Annotated in this window: 19 protein-coding genes and 2 tRNA genes; 9 read left to right on the forward strand and 12 right to left on the reverse strand. The window is 65.9% G+C overall.

From position 1 onward, the window contains the following. Positions 1-32 precede the first annotated feature (32 nt). The gene (locus tag FHS07_RS06115) at positions 33-272 is read left to right on the forward strand and encodes a cell division protein CrgA (protein ID WP_055952750.1); all 240 of its coding nucleotides are present in this window, start codon (positions 33-35) and stop codon (positions 270-272) included. 54 nt (positions 273-326) lie between these two features. Here FHS07_RS06115 and FHS07_RS06120 read toward each other — a convergent pair whose 3' ends face one another. After that, entirely contained in the window at positions 327-1,256 is a 930-nt protein-coding gene (locus FHS07_RS06120; RefSeq protein ID WP_343054619.1) for a rhomboid family intramembrane serine protease, read from the reverse strand. An 18-nt stretch (positions 1,257-1,274) separates the two neighbouring features. After that, entirely contained in the window at positions 1,275-1,832 is a 558-nt protein-coding gene (locus FHS07_RS06125; RefSeq protein ID WP_183418947.1) for a peptidylprolyl isomerase, read from the reverse strand. A 100-nt stretch (positions 1,833-1,932) separates the two neighbouring features. Here FHS07_RS06125 and FHS07_RS06130 point away from each other — a divergent pair, with 100 nt between their 5' ends. Together FHS07_RS06130 and FHS07_RS06135 are read left to right on the forward strand one after the other, a co-directional pair. Further along, positions 1,933-2,505 (forward strand): DNA helicase, encoded by a 573-nt coding sequence (locus FHS07_RS06130; protein WP_183418948.1) that lies wholly within the window; start codon positions 1,933-1,935, stop codon positions 2,503-2,505. Continuing rightward, on the forward strand, positions 2,502-2,975 hold the full coding sequence (locus tag FHS07_RS06135; protein ID WP_183418949.1) for a YbaK/EbsC family protein: 474 nt from the start codon (positions 2,502-2,504) through the stop codon (positions 2,973-2,975). The genes FHS07_RS06130 and FHS07_RS06135 overlap by 4 nt, the downstream gene beginning before the upstream one ends. Before the next feature lie 6 nt (positions 2,976-2,981). On the opposite strand, the gene FHS07_RS06140 is transcribed toward FHS07_RS06135, so the two are convergent. The 10 genes from FHS07_RS06140 to dnaA all read right to left on the reverse strand — a co-directional run bounded on the left by FHS07_RS06140 (position 2,982) and on the right by dnaA (position 13,661). Further along, the gene (locus FHS07_RS06140; protein WP_183418950.1) at positions 2,982-3,410 is read right to left on the reverse strand and encodes an NUDIX hydrolase; all 429 of its coding nucleotides are present in this window, start codon (positions 3,408-3,410) and stop codon (positions 2,982-2,984) included. A 63-nt stretch (positions 3,411-3,473) separates the two neighbouring features. Further along, positions 3,474-3,546, reverse strand: a tRNA-Ala gene (locus FHS07_RS06145). Between the two features lie 13 nt (positions 3,547-3,559). Next, positions 3,560-3,633 (reverse strand) — tRNA-Ile (locus FHS07_RS06150). A 68-nt stretch (positions 3,634-3,701) separates the two neighbouring features. Further along, positions 3,702-4,103 carry a DUF3566 domain-containing protein gene (locus FHS07_RS06155; protein WP_183418951.1) on the reverse strand — a complete coding sequence of 134 codons (402 nt, stop codon included), beginning with the start codon at positions 4,101-4,103 and terminating at the stop codon, positions 3,702-3,704. Next, a complete protein-coding gene (gene gyrA / locus FHS07_RS06160; RefSeq protein ID WP_183418952.1) occupies positions 4,100-6,730 on the reverse strand; it encodes a DNA gyrase subunit A in 2,631 nt (876 codons plus the stop codon). The genes FHS07_RS06155 and gyrA overlap by 4 nt, the downstream gene beginning before the upstream one ends. A 61-nt stretch (positions 6,731-6,791) precedes the next feature. Beyond that, entirely contained in the window at positions 6,792-8,828 is a 2,037-nt protein-coding gene (gyrB, locus tag FHS07_RS06165) for a DNA topoisomerase (ATP-hydrolyzing) subunit B (protein ID WP_183418953.1), read from the reverse strand. Between the two features lie 119 nt (positions 8,829-8,947). Continuing rightward, complete coding sequence (locus FHS07_RS06170) at positions 8,948-9,436, reverse strand: DciA family protein (protein WP_183418954.1); 489 nt, start codon at positions 9,434-9,436, stop codon at positions 8,948-8,950. Further along, entirely contained in the window at positions 9,429-10,583 is a 1,155-nt protein-coding gene (gene recF, locus FHS07_RS06175; protein ID WP_183418955.1) for a DNA replication/repair protein RecF, read from the reverse strand. The genes FHS07_RS06170 and recF overlap by 8 nt, the downstream gene beginning before the upstream one ends. A 47-nt stretch (positions 10,584-10,630) precedes the next feature. Then, complete coding sequence (gene dnaN, locus FHS07_RS06180) at positions 10,631-11,782, reverse strand: DNA polymerase III subunit beta (RefSeq protein ID WP_183418956.1); 1,152 nt, start codon at positions 11,780-11,782, stop codon at positions 10,631-10,633. Between the two features lie 451 nt (positions 11,783-12,233). Further along, entirely contained in the window at positions 12,234-13,661 is a 1,428-nt protein-coding gene (gene dnaA / locus FHS07_RS06185) for a chromosomal replication initiator protein DnaA (RefSeq protein ID WP_183418957.1), read from the reverse strand. 294 nt (positions 13,662-13,955) lie between these two features. On the opposite strand from dnaA, the gene rpmH reads away from it, so the two are divergent. The 6 genes from rpmH to rsmG are packed head-to-tail and all read left to right on the forward strand — an operon-like array spanning position 13,956 to position 17,025. Then, the gene (gene rpmH / locus FHS07_RS06190; RefSeq protein ID WP_055952712.1) at positions 13,956-14,093 is read left to right on the forward strand and encodes a 50S ribosomal protein L34; all 138 of its coding nucleotides are present in this window, start codon (positions 13,956-13,958) and stop codon (positions 14,091-14,093) included. 8 nt (positions 14,094-14,101) lie between these two features. Next, entirely contained in the window at positions 14,102-14,440 is a 339-nt protein-coding gene (gene rnpA / locus FHS07_RS06195) for a ribonuclease P protein component (protein ID WP_183418958.1), read from the forward strand. Continuing rightward, a complete protein-coding gene (gene yidD / locus FHS07_RS06200; protein WP_183418959.1) occupies positions 14,437-14,793 on the forward strand; it encodes a membrane protein insertion efficiency factor YidD in 357 nt (118 codons plus the stop codon). The genes rnpA and yidD overlap by 4 nt, the downstream gene beginning before the upstream one ends. Then, a complete protein-coding gene (yidC, locus tag FHS07_RS06205) occupies positions 14,793-15,869 on the forward strand; it encodes a membrane protein insertase YidC (protein WP_425488145.1) in 1,077 nt (358 codons plus the stop codon). Before yidD ends, yidC begins: the two co-directional genes overlap by 1 nt. Before the next feature lie 12 nt (positions 15,870-15,881). After that, on the forward strand, positions 15,882-16,388 hold the full coding sequence (locus tag FHS07_RS06210) for a Jag family protein (protein ID WP_183418961.1): 507 nt from the start codon (positions 15,882-15,884) through the stop codon (positions 16,386-16,388). A gap of 7 nt (positions 16,389-16,395) precedes the next feature. Then, positions 16,396-17,025: a 16S rRNA (guanine(527)-N(7))-methyltransferase RsmG gene (gene rsmG, locus FHS07_RS06215; RefSeq protein ID WP_183418962.1), complete on the forward strand. Its 630-nt coding sequence runs from the start codon at positions 16,396-16,398 to the stop codon at positions 17,023-17,025. The last annotated feature ends 3,440 nt before the right edge of the window (positions 17,026-20,465 follow it).

Here is a 20,465-nt window from a genome sequence, read left to right on the forward strand (position 1 = left end):
TTCGGTGACCGCTGAGCATTAGACTGTGGCCCATGGCTCGAACTGGCAAAGGCGACGACCCGATCGCAGAACGCACCGACGGTAACTCGGCCCCGAACCCGGTGTGGTTCCTCCCCATCATGATCGGCCTCATGCTGGTCGGCCTCGTATGGGTGCTGGTCTTCTATCTCAGCAACTCCACGTTCCCGATTCCCGGTATCGGTGCGTGGAACCTCGTCATCGGCTTCGGCATCGCCTTCGTGGGCTTCCTCATGACCACCCGGTGGCGCTGACTTACACCGGTGTAATTCATCCCCACCTGTGGATGAACCTGTGGATAACTCAGATCAGAACAGCACGGCGGGGATCGCCAGAAGTGCGACGAGCGCGACGCCGAGCCCCACGAGCAGCCCGGTCTGGGCACCGCGCCGCGAAGCACTACGTGTGCGGGCATAGATCAGTCCGACCAGCGCGCCGGTGATCAGGCCGCCCAGGTGGGCCTGCCAGGAGATCCCCACCGCGGTCAGCGACCCGATGAAGTCGCCCGATCCGATGGCGTTGATGGCCGCGAGCACGAAGGGCCACGCGAAGTTGATCCCGATGAGGATCCCGATCACCCGGATGTCGGCACCGATGTGCCGCCCGATGACGAGCAGCGCCCCGAACAGCGCGAAGATCGCTCCCGACGCTCCCACCGTCCAGACACCGGGTGCGAGCAGCGCCACGGCCACCGAGCCGCCGAGCGCGCCCAACAGGTAGAGCACCAGGAATCGGGCCCGGCCGAGCATCGGCTCGAGACTTCGCCCGATGAACCACAGCGCCAACATGTTGAGGCCGACGTGGAAGAACCCGCTGTGAACCACCGCGACGGTGAACAGCCGCCACGGTTGCAAGACTCCCGCCTGGGGCAGCACGAAGATGCTGTTGAAGGCGAGGAGGTTGGAGACCAGACCTCCGACACCGGGGATCAGGCCGATGATGTAGACGAGCCCGGTCACGGCGACGATGGCGAGTGTCGCACGCGGTCGGCCTGAAGCGACCACGGTCATCGATCGCGAGCGTGAGCCCCAGCGCCGCTCCGCCTTCTTCTGCGCGGGCGTCTGAGCGGACTGCTGCCGCGCCATGCACTCGGGGCAGATGACGCCGACGGCGGCGGGGGTACGGCACTCCGAACAGACCGTGCGCATGCACCGCTGGCAGAGCACGAAGCTTTGCCGGTCAGGATGCCGGTAACAGAAGTTGTCGCTGTTGCGACGGAACTCCTCGGTGGTGGACACCCGCCGCCGCCTGTGAGGTCAGACCGAGACGACGTCGACCGACTGGAGCACGACGGGCTCGATCGGACGGTCGCCGGCGGCGGTGGGGACAGCGGCGATCGCATCGACGACGGCCTTCGAGGCGTCGTCTGCGACCTCACCGAAGATGGTGTGCTTGCCCTGGAGCCACGGAGTCGGATCGGTGGTGATGAAGAACTGCGAGCCGTTCGTGCCCTCGGGCTGACCGGTGATGGCGTTGCGGCGGAGGCCAGCGTTCGCCATGGCCAGCTTGTAGGGCTGCGTGAAGTCGAGCTCGGGGCTGATCTCGTCGTTGAAGTTGTACCCGGGTCCGCCGACGCCCTGACCGAGCGGGTCGCCGCCCTGGATCATGAAGTTGGGGATGATGCGGTGGAAGATGACGTCCTTGTACAGGGGACCGTCGCCCTTGGCACCCGTCCCCGGGTTCGTCCACTCCTGCGAGCCATCGGAAAGACCGATGAAGTTGCGGACGGTCCGGGGAGCGTGATCTCCGAACAGGTTGACGACGATGTCGCCGTGGTTGGTGTGCAGGGTCGCGACGGCGGTGTGGTTGGCCATGGGTACATTCTCTCAGAGTTATCTGCAAGGGTCGGCGGGCCGAGCGGCCCGGTCTGGCAAGATGATCGGACGTACATCCCATCGACAGGGAGGATGAGCCGTGGGCCTCAGCCGCAAGAGCAAGAAGGAACTGCGCAAGCTCCAGAAGCACGCCGCAAAGGTGTGGGAGTCGCAGCAGGTGCTGCTGGGCGAGAGCGGGAAGGTCGCTCGTGAAGCCGGCCACCAGCTCGGTCGCTTCAGCCGCGAAGATCTCGTCCCCGCCGTACAGGACGGCTACAGCAAGTACGCCGCACCGTACGTCGACAAGAGCGTGAAATACAGCAACCGCTTCCTGAGCAACAAGGTCGTTCCCGCGGCCGGAGCCGTGGTCGGCGGAGCGATGTCGGTGTGGGATGCCGCGGGCGACACCCGCGACCGCATCGCGAAAGGACGTGGGTTCGAACTCGACACCCACAAGTACGCCAAGCGTGCCGAGAAGTACAGCAAGCAGGCGTCGAAGCGTCTTGCCAAGAAGCTGCCGTCGCAGCACGACGGCATCGGTGCCGGTGGCGTCATCGCCATCATCCTGGGTGTTGTGGCCGCCGCCGGCGTCGCGTACGCGGCCTGGCAGACCCTGCGAGCCGACGACGAGCTGTGGGTGGCGGACGACCCGCTGCGGGCTCCGGACGCGTGAGCGATCCCACCACAAGAGTCAGAGAGGCCGCGCGTGAGCGCGGCCTCTCTGTCGATGTCCGTGAGCGTCCCGCGGCATCCAGCCTCGATGAGGCGGCCGAGTTGCTCGGCATCCCCTCGGCGTCCGTCGTCAAGACGCTCGTCGTCAAGCGGTCCGACGACACCTATCTCTTCGCCCTCGTTCCCGGCGATCGCGCGATCTCGTGGCCCAAGCTCCGCGCCGTGGTGGGCGTGAACAAGCTCCGCCTTCCCGATCCGGAGTTGGCTCTCGCGGCGACGGGCTACGAACGTGGCACCATCGTGCCCATCGGTAGCTCCACCGCGTGGCCCGTCTACGCCGACGAACGCATCGTGGGCTCCCGCATCGCCATGGGCGCCGGTGCGCACGGATACAGCCTGTTCGTCGACGCCGATGACCTGATCGCCGCGTACGACGCGGTCGTCGCCGACATCACGTCCGACCGCGCCTGAGAAGCGTCAGGTCCGCAGGCCCGCCATCCGCAACGCGATGTCGACCAACTGCACCCGGCGCAGTCTTCTGGCCGCCCCCAGCGTGAACCACTCCGCTCGGTCGGTCGAGCCGTCCGTCTCGTTGCGGAGCCGGCCCCCCACGATCCGCGCGCGGTACACGATGCGCAGAGTGTGCAGCGGGCCGGACGAATCATCGGCCAGACGCGCTTCGGCGGGGATGACCCGCGAATGGATGCCGAGCAAGTCACCCACCGAGACCCGGAACCCGGTCTCCTCCCGCACCTCACGGCGCACCGCCTGCACGGGGTCCTCTCCCGCCTCGAGCCCGCCACCGGGCAGCGTCCACGCGGCGCGTCGTCCGTCGATCCAGTGAGCGAGCAGCACGCGATCGTCGGCGTCGGTGACGACGGCGTACGCGGCGACCCGCATGTCCATGACCAGACTCTAGCGAAGTGAAAAGCGAAGAGCCGGTCCTCATGGACCGGCTCTTCGATGTTGTGGAGCCTAGGAGATTCGAACTCCTGACATCCTGCTTGCAAAGCAGGCGCTCTACCAGCTGAGCTAAGGCCCCGCGAGGGAAGGGGTGGGGCTACCAGGACTTGAACCTGGGACCTCTTCATTATCAGTGAAGCGCTCTAACCGCCTGAGCTATAGCCCCGTCTCGCTGACGTGATCACGTCAACCTCGAAGACTTTACCGGAATCCCGAGGTTTTCACGAATCGACGTCAGTTCGAGGTGAACCCGACGAGCAGGCCGCCCGTCACCTTCACCGCGAGGTTGTAGATCCCCGCAGTGACGGCACCGAGTACCGTCACGACGACGAGGTTCAGGATGGCGATGATCGCCGCGAACGCCATCACCTGGGGCAGTCCGACGTACTGCGACAGCGTTGCGCCACCGTCGGTGAAGCTGGTGAAGAACTCGTCGAGCCGCGGCAGGAGGGTTGCCGCGACGACCAGGTACAGCAGGAAGTACGAGACCACGGTGACGATGGCCAGGGCCACCGCGGCGAGGAACGACAGCTTCACGGCCGACCAGAAGTCGATGTAGACCAGGCGCAGTCGCACCTGCTTGGCCGGGGTCTTGTGAGTCGACTTCTTCGCAAGCTTGTCAGCTACCGTGCTCATGCGTCAGTACTTTCCTCAGGGGTCTCGGGAGCGGAGGCGTCGGCCTCATCCGCAGGGGATGCGGGGGGCTCCGTGGTCGTCTCCGTCGTCTCGGCCAGGTTCCGCTCGGCGTTGCGGGCGATCGCGATGATGCGATCGTCGCCACCGGCCCGGGCGAATACGACACCCATCGTGTCGCGTCCCTTGGCGGGCACCTCGGCCACGGAGGAGCGTACCACCTTGCCGCTGGCAAGAACCACGAGGACCTCGTCGCCCTCGGACACCATCATCCCGCCCGCGAGGACACCGCGATCATCGGTCAGACGCGCCACCTTGATACCCAGTCCGCCGCGGTTCTGCATGCGGTACTCGGTGACAGCGGTGCGCTTGGCGTAGCCGCCCTCGGTCACCACGAAGACGAATTCGTCATCCTTGGCGACGGATGCCGAGAGCAGACTGTCTCCCTCGCGGAAGTCCATGCCCTTCACGCCCGAGGTGGACCGACCCATGGGTCGCAGCGCGCTGTCGGTGGCGGAGAAGCGCAGCGACATTCCCAGGCGGCTGATGAGGAGGATGTCGTCGCCCTCGTCGACCAGCATCGCGCTGACCAGCTCGTCGGCGCCGCCCTGCTCGGTTTCGTCTCCGTCTTCCGAGACCTGACCGCGGAGCTTGATGGCGATCACGCCGCCCTGACGGTTGGTGTCGTACTCGGACAGACGCGTCTTCTTGACCAGGCCGGCGCGCGTGGCGAGGACCAGGTAGGTCGAGACCTCGTAGTCGCGGATGTCGAGGATCTGGGCGATCTCCTCATCGGGCTGCAGCGCCAGCAGGTTCGCGACGTGCTGGCCCTTGGCATCCCGTCCGGCTTCGGGAACCTCGTAAGCCTTGGAACGGTAGACGCGGCCCTTGTTGGTGAAGAACAGCAGCCAATGGTGCGTGGTGGTGACGAAGAAGTGCTCGACGACGTCGTCGGCGCGCAGCTGCGCACCCTTCACGCCCTTGCCGCCGCGATGCTGCGACCGGTAGTTGTCGCTGCGCGTGCGCTTGATGTACCCGTCACGCGTGACGGTGACGACCATCTCCTCTTCGGCGATGAGGTCTTCGATCGAGACGTCGCCGTCGAAGCCGTGCAGGATCTCGGTGCGACGGTCGTCGCCGAACCGGTCGGTGATCGCCGTGAGCTCGTCGCGGATGATGGTGCGCTGACGGCCGGGGGTGGCGAGGATGTCGTTATAGTCGGCGATCCGCGCCTCGAGCTCGGTCGCCTCGTCGACGATCTTCTGGCGCTCCAGTGCCGCCAGACGCCGCAGCTGCATGTCGAGGATGGCCTGCGCCTGGATGTCGTCGATGTCGAGGAGCGTCTGCAGACCCTCGTTGGCATCCTGGGCCGTCGGCGAGCGACGGATGAGCGCGATGACGTCGTCGAGAGCGTCGAGCGCCTTGAGGTAGCCGCGCAGGATGTGCATGCGCTCTTCGGCCTTGCGCAGGCGGTACCGCGTGCGGCGGACGATGACCTCGACCTGGTGGTCGATCCACAGGCTGATGAAGCCGTCGAGTGACAGCGTGCGGGGCACACCGTCGACGATCGCCAGCATGTTGGCGCCGAAGTTCTCCTGCAGCTGGGTGTGCTTGTAGAGGTTGTTCAGCACGACCTTGGCCACGGCGTCGCGCTTGAGCACGACGACCAGGCGCTGACCGGTACGACCGGAGCTCTCGTCGCGGATGTCGGCGACGCCGGTGATCTTTCCCTCGCGAGCGAGGTCGCCGATCTTGACCGCGACGTTGTCGGGGTTGACCTGGTAGGGGAGTTCGGTGATCACCAGGCACGTGCGGCCCTGGATCTCTTCGATGTTGACCACCGCACGCATCGTGATCGAGCCGCGACCCGTACGGTACGCGTCTTTGATGCCGCGCGTTCCGAGGATCTGCGCGCGCGTGGGGAAGTCGGGGCCGGGGATGCGCTGCATGAGCGCCTCGAGGAGTTCCTCACGCGTGGCATCCGGGTTCTCCAGGGCCCACAGCGCGCCGGACGAGACCTCGCGGAGGTTGTGCGGCGGGATGTTCGTCGCCATACCGACGGCGATGCCCACCGAACCGTTGACGAGCAGGTTGGGGAAGCGCGCCGGCAGGACCGTCGGCTCCTGGGTCTGACCGTCGTAGTTGTCCTCGAAGTCGACCGTCTCTTCTTCGATGTCGCGCACCATCTCGAGCGCGAGAGGGGCCATCTTCGTCTCGGTGTAACGCGGCGCGGCCGCGCCCTGGTTGCCGGGGGAGCCGAAGTTGCCCTGACCCAGCGCGAGCGGGTAGCGCAGCGACCACGGCTGGACGAGGCGCACGAGAGCGTCGTAGATGGGGGCGTCACCGTGCGGGTGGTAGTGCCCCATGACCTCGCCGACGACGCGAGCGCACTTCGAGAACGACTTGTCGGGACGGAAGCCGCCGTCGTACATGCCGTAGATCACGCGGCGGTGCACCGGCTTGAGTCCGTCGCGCACGTCGGGCAGAGCGCGCCCGACGATGACGCTCATCGCGTAGTCGAGGTAGCTCCGCTGCATCTCGAGCTGCAGGTCGACCTGGTCGATCTTGCCGTGATTGTGAGCGGCTTCTTCCGGCGCTCGGGGGGGCTCGGGAGTGGTGTCGTCAGCCATGTCTTCTCAGTTCCGTAGTGCGTGCGTCGTCTGTCGGTGCCGTGGGGTCGCGTCGGCGCGATCAGATGTCGAGGAAGCGGACGTCTTTGGCATTGCGCTGGATGAACGTACGACGCGACTCGACGTCTTCGCCCATGAGCACCGAGAAGATCTCGTCGGCCGAGGCGGCGTCATCGATCGTGACCTGCTTGAGCGTGCGGGTCTCGGGGTCCATCGTGGTCTCCCACAGCTCGTGGTCGTTCATCTCGCCGAGACCCTTGTAGCGCTGGATGCCGTTGTCTTTGGGAATGCGGCGTCCGGAAGCCTGTCCGTCGACGAGCATCGCGTCGCGTTCGCGGTCGCTGTAGGCGTACTCGTGCGGGTGGTTCGACCACTTGAGGCGATAGAGCGGCGGCTGAGCGAGGTAGACGTAGCCCGCCTCGATGAGTCCGCGCATATAGCGGAACAGCAGCGTCAGCAGCAGCGTGGTGATGTGCTGGCCGTCGACATCGGCATCGGCCATGAGGACGATCTTGTGGTAGCGCGCCTTGGCCATATCGAAGTCCTCGCCGATACCCGTGCCGAAGGCCTGGATCATCGCCTGGACCTCTTTGTTGCCGAGGGCGCGATCGAGGCGGGCACGCTCGACGTTGAGGATCTTGCCGCGCAACGCCAGGATCGCCTGGGTGTGCGGGTCGCGGCCCTGCACCGCCGAGCCACCGGCCGAGTCACCCTCGACGAGGAAGATCTCGCTGATCGAGGGGTCCTTCGAGGTGCAGTCCTTGAGCTTGTCGGGCATCGCGGCCGACTCGAACACGCTCTTGCGGCGTGCGGTCTCACGCGCCTTGCGGGCGGCGAGGCGGGCGGTCGCTGCATCGATCGCCTTACGGATGATGTTCTTCGCTTGGCCCGGATTGCGGTCGAACCAGTCGCCGAGCTTGTCGCCGACGACCTTCTGCACGTACGCGCGAGCCTCGGTGTTGCCGAGCTTGGTCTTGGTCTGGCCCTCGAACTGCGGCTCGGACAGCTTGACCGAGATGACGGCGGTCAGACCCTCGCGGATGTCGTCGCCGGTGAGGTTGTCGTCCTTCTCTTTGAGGAGGTTGTTCGCACGCGCGTAGCGGTTGACGAGCGTCGTCAGTGCGGCACGGAAACCCTCTTCGTGAGTTCCACCTTCGTGGGTGTTGATGGTGTTGGCGTAGGTGAAGACGTTCTCGGTGTACGCCGTGGTCCACTGCATCGCCAGTTCGAGCGCGATCTTGCGATCGGTGTCCTCGGACTCGACCTCGATGATCTCGTCGTTGACGACGTCGGCCTTGCGCACGCGGTTCAGGTGCTCGACGTAGTCGACCAGACCGCGCTCGTAGAGGAACGAGTCGTGCCGCGGCGCCGTCACCTCTTCGCCGGGCTCCCCCTCGGTCACGATCGACTGAGGGCGCTCGTCGCGCAGGCTGATGCGGAGTCCCTTGTTGAGGAACGCCATCTGCTGGAAGCGCGTGCGCAGCGTGTCGTAATCGAAGTCGACGGTGTCGAAGATCGTGGCATCCGGCCAGAAGGTGATCGTGGTGCCCGTCTTGTCGCTCTCCTCCTCTTTCGCGAGGGGGGCGAGCGGCACGCCGCCGTCACGGAACGACTGGCGCCACACGTGACCCTGACGCTCGACCTCGACCTCGAGGCGCGTCGACAGGGCGTTCACGACGGAGGAGCCGACGCCGTGCAGACCGCCCGACACCGCGTAGCCGCCGCCGCCGAACTTGCCGCCGGCGTGCAGGACGGTCAGCACGACCTCGACGGTCGACTTGCCCTCTGTACGGTGCATGTCGACAGGGATGCCACGGCCGTTGTCGATCACACGGACGGCACCGTCGCTGAGGATCGTGACGTCGATCGTGTCGCAGTAGCCGGCGAGGGCCTCGTCGACGGAGTTGTCGACGATCTCTTGCACGAGGTGGTGAAGTCCGCGCTCACCGGTGGACCCGATGTACATGCCGGGGCGCTTGCGAACGGCCTCGAGCCCCTCGAGCACCTGGATTTCGTCTGCCCCGTACTCGTTGGGAACCTTCGCGGGGGTGGTCGCTTCGGGTTCCTCGGAAACGCTGTCGGGGTTTTCGGACGTCATGAGTGAACGCGCTCCAGATTGATTCGTCGGAGTCTCCATCTTACCGCGCGACGGTCCTCGAAATGGCGTGTACGCCCCTACGCGGGGATAAATCGCGTCGGGTCGGGATCGACCGTGACCTAGCCGTAGGTATCGCGCGGACCGCGGCCTGGAACGGCTCTGGGCCCCCATTTCCAGGAGGGGACGTCCGGCCCTACGAAGCGGATCGCTTCGACCCCCGCTTCGGGGAAACGTCTGAGGACCTCCGACAGGATGTGCGCGCGCATGAGCTGAAGCTGTTTCGCCCACGCGGTGGAGTCGGCCTGGACAGTGAGCGTGCCGGCATCCAGGGCCACCGGGCGGGTGTGTGCGGCAGTGTCGGCTCCCGCGACTTCGTCCCACGTGCGCACGAGGTCCTCGCGCGACAGCTGAGCCTCCCACCCGGCCGAATGGGTGAGCGCAGACAGGACGTCGCCGAGACCGCGCGGGTCGCGCCCGGGTGTGAAGGGGGCGTTCTCCCCGTCATCCGCACGCCGCCGGCGCTTCTTCTTCCGATAGGGCGTCGGCTCGAGTCCCCGCAGCCGCAGGTACGTCGACATCGTCTCGGGCAGTTCGGGTTCGTCACTCATCGCCGGCCTCCGTGATGCGGCCGGCGTCGACTCGAACCACATGCGCCCGGAGGGCGTCGGGCACGTCATCTTCGACGGCGGCGGTGACGATGACCTGCTCGTAGCCGTCCGCGAGTTCGGCGAGGCGGGTTCGGCGGCCGGCGTCGAGCTCGGCGAACACGTCGTCGAGGATGAGCACCGGATCCCCCAGCCTCGACTCTGCGCGGAGGAGTTCTGCGGATGCCAACCGCAACGCCAAGGCGACCGACCACGACTCTCCGTGCGAGGCGTATCCCCTCACGGGGAGGCCGCGCACCTGCAGGACGAGATCGTCGCGATGGGGACCGACCAGCGTGAGCCCGCGCTCGAGCTCCGCGGAGCGCCGGGCGACCAAGGCCGCACGGAACTGCTCGGCGAGAGGCCCCGACGTGCGGTCCGCGGACGCAGGGCTCCCCTCCTCGGGGTCCCCCCCGCCCACCGACAGCGCCCACGACAAGCGCGGTTCGTGATCGGCGCCCGCGATCGCGGCGTAGGAGTGGGCGATGGGTTCGGAGAGATCGGATGCCAAAGCCAGACGCGCCTCGATCACCTCCGAGCCGAGGGTGATGAGTTTGTCGTCCCACACATCCAGCGTGCTGAGCGCGTCGCCGCGCAGCCCTCGCGCCCTGGCGGACTTCAGAAGTGCGCTGCGCTGACGCAGGACGCGGTCGTAGTCCCCGAGCACCGCCGCCATGCGCGGCGTGCGCTGCACGATCAGCTGGTCGGCGAAGCGTCGACGAGCCGACGGATCGCCGCGGACGATCTGGAGGTCTTCGGGAGCGAACAGAACGACCTGCGCGTAACGCGGGAGTTCGGAGGTGCGGACATTCACGCCGTTGACCCGGGCCTTGTTCGCCCCCTGCCGATTGAGCTGCAGCTCGAGCAGGACCGTGCGCTCACCGTGGGCGAGCCGTGCGCGAACGATCGCGGCATCCGTCCCGTCGCGCACGAGCGGAGCATCATTGGAAACCCGGTGCGAGCCGAGGGTGGCCAGGTAGGCGACGGCTTCGACGAGGTTGGTCTTGCCTTGACCGTTGCGACCGATGAAGACGTTCGCGCCGGGGGAGAGCGAGACATCGGCTTCCGCGTAATTGCGGAAGTCCTTCAGTCCGAGCTGCTCCACGATCACCGGGTCAGACTACCCGCCCCCTCCGACACGGCTTGGGCGCGCCTGGCTCAGCGCAGCAGCAGGTTGGGCTGCAGCAGGTACTTGAACGAGCCCTCGCCGCCCTTGTCGATCGACGTCTGGGGGGTGACCAGAACCGGGCTGAGCTTGTTGGCGTTGTCGCTCGAAGTGAACGTGATGCGGGCGAACTCGCTTCGCACCGCGCCGAGCGACTCGAGGAGGTACTGCGGGTTGAGCCCCAGGGTGACTTCGTCGCCCACGAGCGTCGCGTCCACGGACTCGGTCGCCCGCGCCTGCTCGGTGCCGGACGCATCCATGGAGACGCCATCGGGGCCGAATGTGAACCGCAACGGCGCCGACCGATCGAGCACGAGCGCGACGCGGCGGACCGCCTCAGCGAGATCGGCGGTGTTCACGACGCTGTGGTGCTCGGTCTGGGCCGGGAAAAGTCGACGAACAGGCGGGAAGTTGCCCTTGATGAGCAGCGACGTCACCGTCTTGTTTCCCGCCGAGAAGGCGATGATCTCGCGGTCGCCGGAGCCCGAGAAGGCGATCGAGATGTCGCCGCCGTGTGCGAAGGTCTTGCCGACCTCCTGCAGGGTGCGCGCGGGCACCAGGGCCGACGTCGGCTCATCGGATGCCGCGGCACCGCCGTCCCACGGAATTTCACGAAGGGCCACGCGGTAGCGGTCGGTGGCGACGAGGCTGAGCTGCGTACCGGTGACCTCGAGCTGCACACCGGTGAGCACCGGGGTCACGTCGTCGCGCGAAGCCGCGAAGGCGACCTGGGCGATGGCCGTGGCGAACTCGTCGGCGGGGACGAGGCCCGACTCCCCGGAGACCTCGGGGATCGCGGGGTATTCCTGGACCGGCATGGAGGCGAGGGTGAATCGTGCCGAGCCGCAGGTGAGCAGGATCCCTCCGTCGTCGTCGACGGTGATCTGGATCGGAGCGTTCGGGAGACGGCTCGCAATGTCGCTGAGCAGGCGGCCGTGGACGAGGATCGTGCCCGGTTCGTCGACGGTGGCCTCGATCGTCGTGCGTGCGGAGGCTTCGTAGTCGAACGCGGCGAGGGTGAGGCCCTGCTCGCCGGCTTCGATGAGCACACCGGCCAGGATCGGCTGCGGATTGCGCTGCGGCAGGAGCTTGACCACGAACGAGACGGCTTCGCTGAACACATCGCGATTGACGTGGAACTTCACGGGTGCTCCCTTGACGGCGGGTATGGCTTTCCCATGCTAGTGCCCCCTCTGCGACGGGCATGCCGAGCTCTGCCGCGACGGCAAGGTCATCGAATCTGCCTTAACCAAGAGATGGAGTCTTCATCTTGTTAACCGCTGTGGACTCTGTGGATAACTCCCGACACGCTTGTTAACAGCAGGGGAAGAGGGGTCTCGGCCTTGTGGACGGAGTGCGGAGAGCCTGTGCTGTTAACAGTGGTGGGGTCATCGGGCGAGGGGTGCCCATCCACAGGGTTAAGGCAATCGTGCACACGTCATCCGCAGGAAAGTCGAGTTATCCACAGGTTTTCCACACTGTGAAGAACCTTGGGCGAAACGCCACTCCTCCGGGCTTGTAGGCCTGATCAGCGGGCGAAAAAGACGGAGGGGTCCGATCCACGATCGTGGACGGACCCCTCCGGGAGAATGGCACTCAGCGCATGCGACCGAGCTGGCTCGTGATCTCCGAGACCTGGTTGAAGATCGACCTGCGTTCCTTCATCAGGTCGCTGATCTTCTTGTAGGCGTACATGACCGTCGTGTGATCTCGGTTGCCGAAGAGCTGCCCGATCTTCGGTAGCGAGAGGCTCGTGCGCTCACGGCAGAGATACATGGCGATCTGGCGCGCCGTTGCGACCGCCTGCGAGCGGCTGGAACCGTAGAGGTCGTCGACCGACAGCTTGAAGTACTGTGCCGTCGCCGTGATGATGTCGGTCGGTGAGATGACGTTGGCGTCGTCCTGGTCGATGATGTCGCGCAGAACGGTCTGCGCGAGCGACATGTCGAGGGTCGACCGGTTGAGGCTGGCGAATGCCGACACCCGGATGAGCGCGCCCTCGAGCTCGCGGATGTTCGACGACACGACCGTCGCGATGTACTCGAGCACATCATCGGGGATCAGCAGTCGCTCGCTCTGCGCCTTCTTGCGGAGGATCGCGATACGGGTTTCGAGGTCGGGCGCCTGGACGTCGGTGATCAGACCCCACTCGAAGCGGCTGCGCATGCGGTCTTCGAAACCCGTCAGCTGCTTCGGCGGCAGATCACTGGTGATCACGACCTGCTTGTCGTGATCGTGCAGGGTGTTGAAGGTGTGGAAGAAGGCTTCCTGGGTCTCGGCGCGGCCCTGCAGGAACTGGATGTCGTCGATCAGGAGGATGTCCACGTCGCGATAGCGCGCCTGGAATGCCGAGCCGCGGTTGTTCGCGATCGAGTTGATGAAGTCGTTGGTGAACTCCTCGCTCGAGACGTACCGCACGCGGATGCCGGCGTACATGCTCGCGGCGTAGTCGCCGATGGCGTGGAGGAGGTGTGTCTTGCCGAGACCGGAGTCGCCGTAGATGAACAACGGGTTGTACGCCTTGGCCGGTGCTTCGGCCACAGCCACAGCCGCCGCATGGGCGAAACGGTTGGACTGGCCGATGACGAAGTTGTCGAAGGTGTACTTGGGGTTCAGGCGTGTGTCGTTGCGCGACGCGGGAACGATCGGCTCCGGGGCCTGGTCGATGACGTTCGAGTGCACGGCGATCGTCGGCGAGGATGCACTGCGATCGCCGCCCGCCGAGCCGCCGGCGCGGTGGGACTCGACGATGTCAGGGTTGACCACGACACGGAACGTCCCGACATCGGGGTCGCTGCCCTGCACCTGGGCGAGAGCCTCGAGGATGGGCGCGCGCATGCGCTTGTTGAACTGTGCTGCGGTGAGGTCGTTGGGGACGTCGAGGTAGAGCGTGCCGCCCATGACGCCCTGCGGAACGGCCAGATTGAGGAAGCCGTGCAGCTGCGGTGTGACGCGGTCGTCGGTGAGAAGATGGTCCAGCACGGCTGACCAGACGGGGACATCCGGTACTTCGTGCAGAGACATATCCCCTCCGGGATCTAGACGCGACGGGCGATCGACGAGTCGCGCCGAACCTGTGGATAACTTCCGGGGCCACGCTAGTTCGCGGCTCTCGCGGAGCAAAATCCACTGTAGGACCCGGCCGCGTGTCTTTGCCACGCTTGTGGACAACGCCTGGGGATAATGGGCGGTCGTCTTCTCGGTTTGAGTTAACGGTCCTCACGACGTAGCCTTAGTCGGTTGACTTATGCCTATAAGGCAGTCCCGACCCCGTCCCCGGCAGAAGAGCATCGGGCGACACCACCTCCGGAGTGACCCATGAGCAAGCGCACCTTCCAGCCCAACAACCGTCGCCGCGCCAAGAAGCACGGCTTCCGTGCCCGCATGCGCACGCGTGCCGGCCGCGGCATCCTCTCGGCGCGTCGCGCCAAGGGCCGTACCGAGCTCTCGGCCTGACAGACCCGGTGCTCGCGAAGCCGAACCGACTCACCCGCGGATCGGACTACAAAGCCACAGTCCGACGGGGTTCTCGTTGTGCCGGAGCGCACACCGTGACGTACGTCGGAGCCTCGGCTGAGACCGATGCACCGCGTTTCGGCTTCATCGTGAGCCGTCAGGTCGGCTCAGCCGTCACGCGCAACACCATTCGCCGCCGCCTCAAAGCGGTGTGCGCCGAGGCGCTCCCGTCCATCCGCGGGGGCGCCTCGATCGTCATCCGCGTTCTCCCCTCGGCGGCGGCGACCGACTATGCGACGCTCCGGGCCGACGTCGTGCGGTGCCTGGAACGGAAAGCGTCGGCATGAGCGCCTCGACCCTTCCCACATCTGCCACGGGCTCCGGCCGGCTCACCGCCGGGGCAGCCCTGGCATCCGTTCCGCTCCTCCCCCGGAACGCCGGTCTCGCCCTGTTGCACGCGTACCGGTCGACGATCTCGCACGTCTACGGCGACGTGTGCAAGTACTACCCCTCGTGCTCCGCCTATTCGGTGGGCGCCGTGCAGCAGCACGGACTCGTGAAGGGCGTTGCGTTCACCGCCGCCCGTCTCGCACGGTGTCATCCCTGGGCTCAGGGTGGCATCGACGACGTCCGTCCTCACCGGGCCTTCCGTCACGAACTCACTCGGCACGGATTCGTCGTGCCCGCCCGAAAGGACTGATCGTGCAATTCGATCTCATTGGGACCATCCTCTGGCCGCTGAAATGGGCGGTCGAGCTCGTGCTGGTGGGGTGGCACTCGCTCTTCACGGCGATGGGAATGCCCCCGGCGGCGGGTTTGACGTGGGTGCTTTCGATCGTGGGCCTCGTCCTCATCGTCCGTGCCGCCCTGATCCCGCTCTTCGTGAAGCAGATCAAGAGCCAGCGCAAGATGATGGAGATCGCGCCCGAGCTTCGCAAGGTCCAGGAGAAGTACCGGGGCAAGCGCGACCAGCTCTCTCGCGAGGCCATGAGCCGCGAGACCATGGCTCTCTACAAGAAGCACGGCACCACGCCGGTGTCGAGCTGCCTGCCGCTGCTCGTGCAGATGCCGATCTTCTTCGCGCTCTTCAGCGTGCTGAACGACGTGTCGAAGCACGCCAACAGCAACCAGGGTGGAGTGGGACTGCTGACGCCGGAGCTCACGCGCGAGTTCTACGACGCCCGCCTGTTCGACGTGGCATCCATGCATGTCAACCTCGTCACGGCCTGGGGCCAGCCCGACGGTCAGGTCACCGTCGTCATCTTGCTGGCGCTGGTCGTGCTCATGATCGCCTCGCAGTTCTTCACGCAGCTGCAGATCATCTCGAAGAACCTGTCGCCGGAGGCCAAGACCGGTCAGGCGTACCAGATGCAGAAGATCATGCTGTACATCCTGCCGCTGGCCTTCATCTTCTCGGGTGTCTTCTTCCCGCTCGGCGTCGTCATCTACTGGTTCGTCAGCAACCTGTGGACGATGGTGCAGCAGTTCATCGTCATCCGCGAGATGCCGACTCCCGGTTCCGACGCGGCGAAGGCGCGCGAAGAGCGCCTCGCGCGCAAGGGCAAGGCCATCGACGCGGCCGGGAAGGTCGTGCCGATGGAGAAGTACCAGGCCGAACAGCAGCGTCTGCTCGACGAGGCCGAGCGTGCACGCGCTGCGGCTCCGAAGCGCCAGCAGCCCGTGGGGAAGCAGCGCGCCAAGAAGCAACAGTCCACCAAGAACACCGGTGCTGCGGGCGGAGCCGCCGGCGGTTCTGGATCCGCACCCGCTTCCTGACCTCCGGAGATCATGATGACGACGTCCGATCAGATTGCCCCCGAGCAGACCGCCGCCACCGAAGAGCAACTCGAGCAGGAAGGCGATATCGCCGCTGACTACCTCGAGGGTCTGCTCGACATCGCCGACATCGACGGAGACCTCGCCATGGATGTGCGCGCCGGTCGCGCGTACGTGTCGGTCGAGGCCGACGACGCTGATTCGCTGTCGAGCATTGCGCACCCCGATACTGTGCAGGCACTGCAGGAGCTCACTCGCCTCGCTGTCCAGAACGCGACGGGCCGGTTCTCGCGACTCATCCTCGACATCGGAGGATCACGCGACGCCCGTCAGCGTCAGCTCGAGATGCTCGTCGACCGCGCCATCGAGCGTCTCGTCGAGGGGGCGTCGCAGGCCTCTCTGCCGGCGATGTCGAGCTACGAGCGCAAGCTCGTGCACGACATCGCTGCCGACCGGGGCTACGATTCCGAGTCGTTCGGCGAGGGTGCGGACAGGCACACCGTCCTGCGCCGGGGCTGAACCGCGGATGCCGGAACAGCTGGAGGCAGAGCCCGTCGCAGCCGCGGACCTCTTCGGTGACCGTATCGATGCCGCGCGCAGGTTCGCCGCGAATCTGGCTGCGCACGGCGAGGAACGCGGATTGATCGGTCCGCTGGAGGTGCCGCGCCTGTGGACGCGTCACATCCTGAACAGTGTGATCGCTGCTCCCTTCTTCGATGGGGCTGCCGTCGACGTCGGATCGGGAGCGGGGCTGCCTGGGCTGGTGTTGGCCATCGCGCGACCCGACGTGGAGTGGACGCTCATTGAGCCGATGGAGCGCCGGACCGCGTGGTTGTCTGAGCAGGTCGCCGATCTCGAACTCGACAACGTCAGCGTCGAGCGCATGCGCGGTGAGGAGTGGGCGCGTGGGCGCGTCTTCGACATGGCGACGGCGCGGGCGGTCAGCGCGCTACGCACTCTTCTCCCATATACCGCTCCCCTCGTGCGTCCCGGCGGCCGCCTTGTGTTTCTCAAGGGCGCGAACGTCGGGCGCGAGATCGAGGCCGCGGCCAAACAGATCAGACAGTACGGGCTGCAAGACGTGGCTGTGGAGATCGTCGGAGAGGGTGTCTTGGAAGAGCCCACGCGGGTGTTCCTGGCGACCCTCGGACGCTGAGTCCGGGCATGTAAACATGTGAAAGCTTACGTGAGTCTCTCGCTGTACTGACGTCGAGTTCCCGTCGATACTGCCCGGCGGGTGGGTCACCGGCCGCGGGCACTCTTGCTCTCTGCGGGGTTCGCGTCAGGGGTGCGCTTCGACGCTCCCCTGCGTTGCGTGTCATGACGCGGTTCGCGGATGCCGACGAGCTACTCATGTCGTGCTCTCTCGTCACACGATAGAGCATGCGGGAGGTGCCTGAGAGCGGCGGGACGGGCATCGACGGGCTGGTCAGGGCTGTAGCGCTTGGTGCCGCTGGTCCGGCATTGGGTCGCGCGTCGATCGGGTGGGGTCACTCTCATGAGCTGCGTATTCACACAACGTTTCACGTGAAACATTCCTCCAGTTGCGTTCTGCGCGACTTCGGCGGTCGGAGAGAGGTAGTTGCACGCTCTGTGCATTCATTCCCGTCGCGTTCGAGCACGGCTTACGGGCGACGTCCCGGGGCGGAGGTCTCTTGTCGCTTCCGCATCTTCCACGATGTCCGAACCCCACCGTCGTCATGACGCGGCCCGAGCGGCGTCGAGCTCGCAATCTGAATCGCGACGGCGACGATCGGTCTACGGCTCAGTTCGGTTCACTGTCTGTTGCCTCGCTCGACGGTGGGCGTGGGGGCACGAGTCCGCGTCGTCTGAGGCGGACTCGACGGGCGAGGTGAGGAAAGCAATCGGCGCCCGGGGTATCGAGCCCTGACACCTGGTCGAGCGCTGTCGTGCGCCGCAGTGGTCGAGCACGGTTGTGCCGCGGGGGATCTCACACAGGAGTGTCTTTGAGCCTGACCCGCTTGTGTGCCCGATGCCGTTGAACGCACAGCGCGCGGGGACGTCGAGACGTCGTGCGCCGGGTCTAGGACTATGGTGTTCGAAGATTTCGGACGGCTCGCATGCGAAGGGTTGAGCGGGAGGAGCGAGGCCCATGAATGGCCCTCGTGGGTGGGAGCCCCCCCGCGCTGCGCAACGTGGTTCCCCATCAGCCTGTTCTCGTACCGGGATACAGGCCGAGCGCGTGCGGATGCATGCGGAGCAACATGTGGGGTGTGGATCTGGCAGTAGGGAGGGGATGTGGAGTCCGGCACCCCGGCGATGGTGCGGAAGAGATCAGCGTGGCTATCCCCCGCGTGTGTAGGCCACTTCGGCGGAGGACATCGTGGGTGGCCACCCGAGGGCGAACCGATGTGGCTTCGCTGGCAGGAAGCGCCCACCGTGGCCGATTTGGTCGATTCCTTGGGGTTCGGCGGAGAAACAATGCTCCCGCGCGTGACAGCGGCGGAGAGGGGTCACGCCGTGTGGGCGTTCGTATAGCGACAGCGAACATTCTTCCCTGGGTAACAACGCAGCGGAGCTGTCGGAGCGTTTGCGGCTCAGTGCTCTTGGGGCCACGCTGCGGTTCCTTCGCCGAGGAGTACGAGCCATCGACTTCGGGGCGTCGTGTCGGCCCTGCCTCAGAGGTCGTTACGTGCGAACCGTCACCGTTTCACGTGAAACATTGTGAACTGCTCCGAGCACGCAGGGTCGAAGGGGCAACCAGATCCCGAAGGGCGTGATGCACCCGGGACGATGCTCGGATCCTGCCAACTCCCCAGGCCGGCACGATTGAGACCACCGACGGTGATGTGTGGCTTCAGATCGTGTTGTCTTGATGGTCAACTGTGGAAACGTCTCGCGAGGTAGATGGCACGGATATGCGACACAACGCACGCCAAATGTTGGCTGATTTCATCTGGTTCGCGTGGTGGACGCGCACCAATCAACACTCTGCGATCTAGAGGTAGGCGCACCGTTCGAGGCCTCCGGGCCTATGGATTGCTCCTGCGGCTCCGGTCCGCGTACGCCTAACGATCGTGGGAGATGTCCCCCGCCAGTGGTGCCGGGATCAGATTGTGGCGAGTCACGACGGGGGCGAGTGGAGCTCGTCGTCACAGTCTCTGGGCGGTTCTGGTATCGCAGTTGGGCACGTGCCAGTTCCCGCCGCGTGATCGACAATTCAGCGAATCTACGTGACGCACACCGACTGATGGACTGGCGTAGCCGCTCATGAAGATGAGGGTCATCTTGGGAGCGCCCCGCATGTTTCACGTGAAACATGATGCTCGGGGAGATGGGTGTGGAATCGACCGTGCACATGCCGAGCTGTGCACGTCAGGTCTGTCTCAGCCCACGGTGTACGGTTGCAGGTCGCGCGACCCACGGCAGGGCGGTCTGCAGTAGAGCATGTCTTTGCGCCGCGCGAACGACGACCTGCAGGTGGATGCTCCCGATGTCTTGGGCCTCAGGGATGGGGGCAGCGGTGCGACGTCCCCAGCATCCGCGACGTTCATCGCCGTCTACCCACCCCACTGTTGGCAAGTTGAGCTGCAAGAACGGTGTTTCACGTGAAACATTCGGGAGGTGCCGGCTCGTGACGGGTTGACGATCAGCGGCGGGATACCCGGCGAGCGGCACGGAGGCGACGTGCAGGTTTCGGAGCCCCCTCGCCCTGGTTCGAATGGTCCGTATCGTGGCACCGGGTGCGAGGCCTGTCGGTGGCGCTCCAGATGGAGCGCGCGCTTACGACGGCAACCACGCAATGCATCGCCACTGCGGCTGGCGTCCGCCTCAGCCCCCACACCTCGCCGGCACCCAACTGCTGCAACGCAGATGTTTCACGTGAAACATGGCCCGAATCCCCCGCGGGAAGACTCAGCCTGAGAGGCGGATGCGCGCTGCGGTGAACGATGTCCCTCCGAACCGAGTGAGGGATGTAGGGATCACAGCGCACTGATGCCGCTCTCGCCGAGATCGCTCGCGTGCAGAGTCGGGTCCCGATTCTCCTGCGGCGTCGATTCGGTGCGCTCCTCGGATCCCTCGGATACGGGCCAGATCGCCCGAGCTGTCTCGGCCTCGACATACCGTTGCCAACGGGCGGGGCACGTGCTGAACAGGCGGTCACGCCATCTGCGGGACGGTGCGCGCGACACGACGGCAGTCCGGGACGGAGGGGGGCGCCAGCAGCTGCGCTGAGTACTGTGGAGTCCGCGAGCGGTCCACCACGCCCCGCAGTGCCCCCCGCTGTTCGTAAAGGAGGGGGATGTGGATGTGCCCGACGGAGCGCTCCCGCGAGAGGTGCGTGGAGAGAGATTCTGCCCGACGCGATGACATGCGGGTCTGCGAATCGGACTCGGATGCCCATCTCTTACCCCGGGGAAGCAAACCCCGGCGATGTTTCACGTGAAACACCCAACCTGTCCGTTAGGAGTGGGGCCGTTTCCGCACAGCACGCCGGACGGAGGATGCGGGGCCGAGATGCACGATCCGCGCTCACGTCGAGACCGAACGGACGGCCTGCGATCGTCTGTGCATTGGTCGGTGTCGACGTCGATTACCGCGACCGGCGACCGCCACGTGAACCAAGAGGCGCGC

Source organism: Microbacterium proteolyticum, from assembly GCF_014192415.1.
GTDB lineage: Bacteria > Actinomycetota > Actinomycetes > Actinomycetales > Microbacteriaceae > Microbacterium > Microbacterium proteolyticum.